The 834-nt window shown below is 65.6% G+C and carries 1 protein-coding gene and 1 pseudogene; both read left to right on the top strand.

Annotated features, from left to right (window positions below):
• Positions 1 to 415: metallopeptidase TldD-related protein (locus GYA94_RS24200; RefSeq protein WP_255326986.1), on the top strand; the 415-nt coding region annotated here is incomplete at its 5' end.
• Positions 412 to 834 (top strand): annotated as a pseudogene (locus tag GYA94_RS24205) (TldD/PmbA family protein); the annotation flags it as partial. The gene GYA94_RS24200 and the pseudogene GYA94_RS24205, both read left to right, overlap by 4 nt.

Genomic DNA, 834 nt, shown 5'->3' on the forward strand with positions numbered 1-834 from the left:
CAGCCGCGCCTGTGGCTGGAACCGTGCGCCGATCGACCGCATGGCCAACCTCAACATCGAGCCGGGCGAGCACTCACTCGAACAACTGATCGCGGGCATCGAGCACGGCATCCTGATGCGGACCAACCGGTCCTGGTCCATCGACGACGCGCGCAACAAGTTCCAGTTCGGCTGCGAATGGGGCCAACTGATCGAGAACGGCGAGCTCAAGGGCATCGTCAAGAACCCCAACTACCGTGGCATCTCCGCACAGTTCTGGCGCAACCTGGCAGCGGTCGGCGACCGCAGCACCTTCCAGGTACTGGGCACGCCCAACTGCGGCAAGGGCGAACCCAACCAGGTGGTGCGCGTGGGCCACGCCTCGCCGGCCTGCGTGTTCCGCCAGATCGACGTATTCGGAGGCGACGCCTTATGAAACACGCTTTTGAAACCCTGGCCGGGGAGGTGCGCGCCGCCCTGGAAAGTGGCGAGCAGTTCACCCTTGGCTACAGCGCCGAGCAGTCCCAGTTCGTGCGCTTCAACCACGCCAAGGTGCGCCAGGCCGGGCATGTCAGCCAGGCCAGCGCGCAGCTGCGGCTGATCCGCGACGGTCGCCAAGCCGAACAGCAGGTGACCTTGAGTGGCGATGCGCAACTGGACCGCCAACGCTTGGCGGATGCCCTGGCGCAACTGCGCCAGACCCTGCCACTGCTGGCCGTCGACCCTTACCTGCGCCTGGACGAAAGCGCCTGGCACAGCTACAGCCAGCAACAGCAGCCGCTACCTGAGCTCAGCGATGTGCTGGCGTTGCTCGACCGCGAAGCGGGTGATCTGGACCTGGTCGGCATTTATGCC

Origin of the sequence: Pseudomonas juntendi, assembly GCF_009932375.1 — a bacterium.
Classification (GTDB): Bacteria; Pseudomonadota; Gammaproteobacteria; order Pseudomonadales; family Pseudomonadaceae; genus Aquipseudomonas; species Aquipseudomonas juntendi.